General features: G+C 68.1%; 6 protein-coding genes. 2 read left to right on the top strand and 4 right to left on the bottom strand.

From position 1 onward, the window contains the following. From ACIQ67_RS19055 to ACIQ67_RS19045, 3 genes are all read right to left on the bottom strand, one after another. Positions 1–399: substrate-binding periplasmic protein (locus ACIQ67_RS19055; protein ID WP_397535953.1), on the bottom strand; the 399-nt coding region annotated here is incomplete at its 3' end. Between the two features lie 82 nt (positions 400–481). Then, on the bottom strand, positions 482–946 hold the full coding sequence (locus tag ACIQ67_RS19050) for a GNAT family N-acetyltransferase (RefSeq protein WP_397535952.1): 465 nt from the start codon (positions 944–946) through the stop codon (positions 482–484). Next, positions 943–2,679 carry an acyl-CoA synthetase gene (locus tag ACIQ67_RS19045; RefSeq protein WP_397535954.1) on the bottom strand — a complete coding sequence of 579 codons (1,737 nt, stop codon included), beginning with the start codon at positions 2,677–2,679 and terminating at the stop codon, positions 943–945. The genes ACIQ67_RS19050 and ACIQ67_RS19045 overlap by 4 nt, the downstream gene beginning before the upstream one ends. 132 nt (positions 2,680–2,811) lie before the next feature. Between ACIQ67_RS19045 and arsC the strand changes: the two genes are divergently transcribed. After that, positions 2,812–3,168 (top strand): arsenate reductase (glutaredoxin), encoded by a 357-nt coding sequence (arsC, locus tag ACIQ67_RS19040; RefSeq protein WP_397535951.1) that lies wholly within the window; start codon positions 2,812–2,814, stop codon positions 3,166–3,168. Between the two features lie 92 nt (positions 3,169–3,260). Then, positions 3,261–5,324: an alpha/beta hydrolase family protein gene (locus ACIQ67_RS19035; RefSeq protein ID WP_397535950.1), complete on the top strand. Its 2,064-nt coding sequence runs from the start codon at positions 3,261–3,263 to the stop codon at positions 5,322–5,324. 34 nt (positions 5,325–5,358) lie between these two features. Here the strand turns inward: ACIQ67_RS19035 and ACIQ67_RS19030 are convergent, their stop codons facing one another. Beyond that, entirely contained in the window at positions 5,359–5,481 is a 123-nt protein-coding gene (locus ACIQ67_RS19030) for a hypothetical protein (protein ID WP_397535949.1), read from the bottom strand. Positions 5,482–5,682 lie beyond the last annotated feature (201 nt).

The following is a 5,682-nucleotide window of genomic DNA, read 5'->3' as shown; positions in this document are numbered from 1 at the left end:
CAGGGTTCGAATGCCGGTCTGCTCGCCGCGACGCGCATACAGATGGGCGCGGGTGGCGCTGATCGGACCGACCCACTGAAACAGGGATTCACGCTCGGCGGTGCGCGCAGTCACGAAAAGTCCGACCCACGGTTCGTTCTGGGCGGCCCGGTAGCCGCGCGCCCAAGGCACGACCTCGATCGGGACCTCGGTCTTCAGGCGCCGCTGGATCTCGAGCACCACCTCCACCGACAGGCCGGCAGGCCGTCCCTTGAGGGTGTAGTTGTAGGGCGGGTATTCCTCGGTGTAGAGCCGCAGCGCCGGCTCTTTGGCCCATGAGGGTGCGGCCAGCAACAGGGAAGCCAGCAAGGCCAGGGCCGCGACAAGTCGCTGTCCGACGAAACAATTCAAGGCGTCCATCACATGCCTCCTGATCGTCACTGCGGACCACCGCTCATGAGCCGGCAGTTGCGATTTCATCTTAGCAACGTCCGCTTCTGTCTCAGGCGATGTGCTTCTCAAAGCACACGCTGCTGGGGTCGCCCACATACGGCCCGAAAGGGTCAATGCGCTGGAAGCCGAAGGACTCGTACAGGCGCATCGCGGGCAGCTGGCGAAAACCGGTCTCCAGTCGCAGGCGGGTGAAGCCCTGGCTCAAGGCGTGAGCCTGCAGGGCTTCGAGCAAGGCCCGCGCCACGCCGTGGCGGCGTGCATCGGCGCGGACAAACATGCGGCGAAGCTCGGTGCTGTTCGCATCCAGCGGGCGGTGCGCACCCATGCCCACCAACTCGTCACTCATCCAGGCCAGCAGGTAGATGCCGCGCGGCGGCGTGGGCTCATTGCCTGGCCAGGGCGCGTCAGCCGCGTGCAGCTCCGGGTAGAGCGCGCGGGCTTCCACTGCAGCCAGCCGAAGCAGCGACAGCGCCGCCTCGCCCTGCGGATCGGCAGCCAGGATGCTGAGCGTCATGCCGATGCGCGTACGCGGGCACGCTCCTCTTCCTGCAACTTCAAGACGCGGCGCTGCAGCTTGCCGGTGGTGGTCATGGGCAAAGCCTCGATGAACTCGATTTCCTTGGGGTATTCATAGGGTGCGAGCTGACCCTTCACATGCGTCTGCAACTGCTTGACCAGGGTCGGCGTGCCGGCATGGCCTGCGGCCAGCACCACATAGGCCTTCACCACCGCGCCACGCTCGGGGTCAGGCTTGGGCACCACGGCGGCATTCGCCACCGCCGGGTGCTTGACCAGGCAGTTCTCGATCTCGCTGGGGCCGATGCGGTAGCCGGCGGCCTTGAAGACATCGTCGCTGCGGCCCTGGTACCAGAGGTAGCCCTCGGCGTCCTGGATCGCCATGTCGCCGGTGCGGCACCAGCTGTCCAGCGGGTCGCCGGTGTACTTGGCGCGGGTGGCGTCGTCGCGGCCCCAGTAGCCCAGGAAGAACACGGGGTCGGGATCGCCGTGCAGATCGCGGCGGTGCACCGCCACGTCGCCGGCCACGCCCGCGGGACAGGTCTTGCCTGCGTCGTCGATCACCGCGACGCGGTGGCCCGGGTAGGCGCGCCCCATGCTGCCGGGCCGCGCCGGCCACAGGCGGCTGCAGTTGCCGATCACATAGTTGATCTCGGTCTGGCCGAACATCTCGTTGACGGTCAGGCCCAGCTGCTGCTCGCAGTAGGCAAAGACCGCATCGCCCACCGCCTCGCCGGCGCTCATGATGGCCTGCAGGCGCAGCTGCGGATACTGCACGCGCGGCTGCGGCACGGCCTTCATCATGGCTTTCAGCGCGGTCGGAAACAGAAACGTGTGCGTAACCCCATGGCCCTGCATCAGCTCGAAGGCCTTCTCGGGGCCGAAGCGGCCCTGGTAGGCCACGATGGGCCGGCCGAAGTAGAGCGTGGGCAGCAGCGCATCCATCAGCCCGCCGGTCCAGGCCCAGTCGGCCGGGCTCCACAGCACCGCTTCGCTGGGCTTGGCCGCATCGAAGGGATCGAAGCCGAACCAGTTCTGGCTGGCGATGAAGCCGCTCAGATTGCCGATCAGCGCGCGCTGCGGAATCAGCGCTCCCTTTGGGGGGCCGGTGGTGCCGCTGGTGTAGATCAGCACCGCCGCATCGTCGGCGCGCGTGTCCACCGGCGTGAAGCGGGCAGCTTCAGCCTGCAGCGCGGCCATCCAGTCTAGCTCGCCGTCCTGCAGCATGCTGGCATCGGCACCGACCACGATGACCCGGTGCAGCGTCGGGCAGCTGGCGCGCGCACCGCGCAGCGACTGCAGGCAGCCGGCCTCCACGATGGCCAGCACGGCCGCGCTGTCCTGCAGCCGGTACTCCAAAGCCTCCGGGCCGAACAGCATCGAAAGCGGCATGGCCACCGCACCGAGCTGCTGGATCGCGATATGGGCCACTGCCGTCTCAAAGCGCTGCGGCAGCACGATGGCCACCCGATCACCGCGCTGCACGCCCTGCGCCTGCAGCACATTGGCCAGGCGATGGGCGGCACGCTGCAGCTGGCCATAGCTGTAGTGAGCGCGGCAGCCGGCCTCGGTTTCGAACAGGATCGCGATCGCCTCCGGCGTCTCGCGCGCCCAGCGGCCGCAGCAGGCCTCGGCGATATTGAAACGCTCGGGCACCTGCCAGCGGAAATCGGCATGGATGGCGGCGTAACGGTCCTCGACGGCAGCTGCGCCTCTGGCGGGCGCACCCATGCTGCTGCCTTGTTTCTTCTTCTGCATTCGGACTCCTCAGGGCTTCCCCTGCTGCTTCAGGCCAGCGGCGAAGCGTAGCCACGCCGCGCCTTCAGCCAGACTATGGCTTACCCCAGGCCCTAGACTGCCGCCATGAGCCTGAGCATTTTTCACAACCCACGCTGCTCCAAATCCCGCGAAGCCCTGGCCCTGCTGCAAGCGCAAGGCCTGACCCCGACGGTGATCGAGTATCTGAAGACCGCCCCCAGCGTCGAAGCACTCACACAGCTGCTCGGCCAGCTCGGGCTGCCGGCGCGCGCCCTCTTGCGCACTGGCGAGGACGCCTATCAAAGCCTGGGGCTTGCCGATGAATCGCTGACTGACGCACAACTGCTGCAGGCCATCGCCAGCGCGCCGATTCTGATGCAGCGGCCCATCGTGGTGCATCAAGGCCGTGCGGTGATCGCCCGGCCGCCGGAGTTGGCGCTGGCGCTGCTGGATCGCGCCTAGCGCCCGCAGTGCAGCCCCCCCTTCGGAGCGAGCCCGGCACCCGGCCCGTTGCCGTAGGCTAGCAGCCGAAGAGACCCGAGGGAGCAACAAGCATGTCGATCAGCAAAAGAATCCTGGGCCGGCTGGCCGTTGCCGGCAGTGCGGCGTTGCTGGCATGGCAGGTCCACGCCCAGCCCGCTGTCGAAGCCAAGCCGTCCAGCATCGAGCCCATCGCGGTAGAGAAGTTCTTCGCCCGCCCGGCGGTGCTGCAAGCCAAGCTTTCGCCCAGCGGTCGGCGCCTGGCCGTCAGCAGCTCCTACCAGGCGGATCGTGTCGGCCTGGTGGTGATCGAATTGCAGGACCAGCTAAAGGCCAGCCGGGCCGCGCTCTTCAAGGATGTGGACGTGGTGCGCTTCGAATGGACCAGCGACGAGCGCCTGGTCTTCAGTGTGCGCGACCTCGAAGCCGGCAGCGGCGAGGACCGTTACCTCACTCCCGGCCTCTACACGGTCAAGGCCGATGGCAGCGAACTGCGTCAGCTGGTGCGGCGTGCCGGCACGCCGGTGATCCAGGACGGCACGCGCCGCAGCAACACGCTGGACTGGAACCATGTGCTGCTGCATGTGCCCGCGCAGCAGGACGGCGTGGCGCCAGATGAAATCATCATCGGCCGCTACAACCTCAGCGGCCGGGAGATCGAGTCGATTACGCCGATCTGGCTGAATGTGCGGACCGGCCGCAGCCGCAGCCTGTCCACCGGCGACGGGCCAGAGGGCGTGAAGGCCTGGTGGTTTGACAGCCAGGGCCGGCCGCGCGCCGTGTCCGTCGAACGTGACGGCCGCAGGTCCCTGTGGTGGCGCGAGCCGGTCGATGGCCCCTGGCGCCGCCTGGCCGAGGGCGGCGTGCTGTCAATGCCGTTCAGCATCCACAGCATCGGCGACGACGACACGCTCTACGTCACCCGTGCCGAAGGCCCGCAGGCCTACCGGGTGCTGAGCCGCTTCGATTTCGAGAAGATGCAGCCCGCCCGTGAGCCGCTGGTTCGCACGCCGGGCTTCGACTTCGCAGGCAGCCTGCTGCTGGAGCGCCCGGGCAGCCCGGCGCTGGGCGTGCGCGTGACCACCGACGCCGAGCAGACCGTCTGGTTCGATGCGGACATGAAGCGCCTGCAGCAGCAGGTCGACGAGCGCTTCCCCAGCCTGGTCAACCGGCTGAGCTGCCGGCGCTGCGGCCAGCCCGATATGGTGGTGCTGGTGCAGTCCTACTCGGACCGCGAGCCGGGTCACCTGTGGCTGTATGAGGCCGGCCCGCAGCGCTGGACGGCGGTGGCACGGTCGATGCGCGACATCGATCCGCGGCGCATGGCCTCGGTGGCGTTCGAGCGCATCAAGGCGCGCGACGGCGCTGAGCTGCCTCTGTGGCTGACGCTGCCGGCCGATTGGGTGAAGGGCCAGCCCCGGCCAGCCGTCGTGATGGTGCATGGCGGGCCTTGGGTGCGCGGCGGCTACTGGCGCTGGCAGGCGATGGAGCAGTTTCTGGCCTCACGCGGCTATCTGGTGATCAGCCCCGAGTTCCGCGGCAGCACCGGCTACGGCTTTGCCCACTACCGGGCTGGCTGGAAGCAGTTCGGCCAGGCCATGCAGGACGACGTCGCTGACGCGCTGCTTTGGGCTCGCAAGCAGGGCTTGGCCGATGAGCGCGCCTGCATCGCCGGCGCCAGCTATGGCGGCTACTCGACACTGATGGGCCTGGCGCGCCACCCCGAGCTCTACCGCTGCGGCGTCGCCTGGGTGGCGGTCACCGACCTGCCGCTCTACGTCAAGGGTTCCTGGTGGATCGATGACGACATCAGTTCGGAAGGCCGGCGCCACCGGCTGCCCGAACTGGTGGGCGATCCGGTCAAGGATGCCGAGCTGCTGCTGGCGCAGTCGCCGGTGACGCAGGCAGCACGCATCAAGGCGCCGCTGTTGCTGGCCTTCGGCGAGGCCGACCAGCGCGTGCCGCTGGCGCATGGCAAGCGCATGCGCGAAGCCTTGAGCGATCTGGGCCGTCCACCGGAATGGATCAGCTATGCCAATGAAGGCCACAGCTGGCGCCGGCTTGAGACTCAGGTGGACTTCGCGCGCCGCATGGAGACCTTCCTGGATCGCCACCTGAAGAACGCCGCAGCGCCCTGAGCGAGCCCGACCGAACGACAGCAGGCTGCAGCGATCACTTGGCGCAGAGCTGGCTTTCCAGCAACCGCTCGATGAAAGCCCAGCTTTGCTGGTGCAGGCCGCGCTGGTTGTAGTGGGTGCGGGTCAGCACCATGCTCATGCCGGCGTCCGGGAACACGGCGACGATATTGCCGCCATCCCCCAGACCCAGCTCCTGCGCCTGCCCGGGCCGGCAGGCTGAGGCTTAAAAAGGCGCCCGCTGGCGCTGCTGAAGCAATCTTGGAGATGCGTGCCCGGCGGGTCCCACAGCAGATCTCCAGGACCAAGGCTTTCTTCGGCGCCGCGCGCGCTGCTCCGGTAGCGGCCAGCCAGCACCAGG

Source organism: Roseateles sp. (genome assembly GCF_044373315.1).
In the GTDB taxonomy this organism is placed as follows: domain Bacteria; phylum Pseudomonadota; class Gammaproteobacteria; order Burkholderiales; family Burkholderiaceae_C; genus JACDQM01.
The sequence above is the reverse complement of the archived record's forward strand: the minus strand, read 5'-3'. Positions and strand labels throughout refer to the sequence as shown.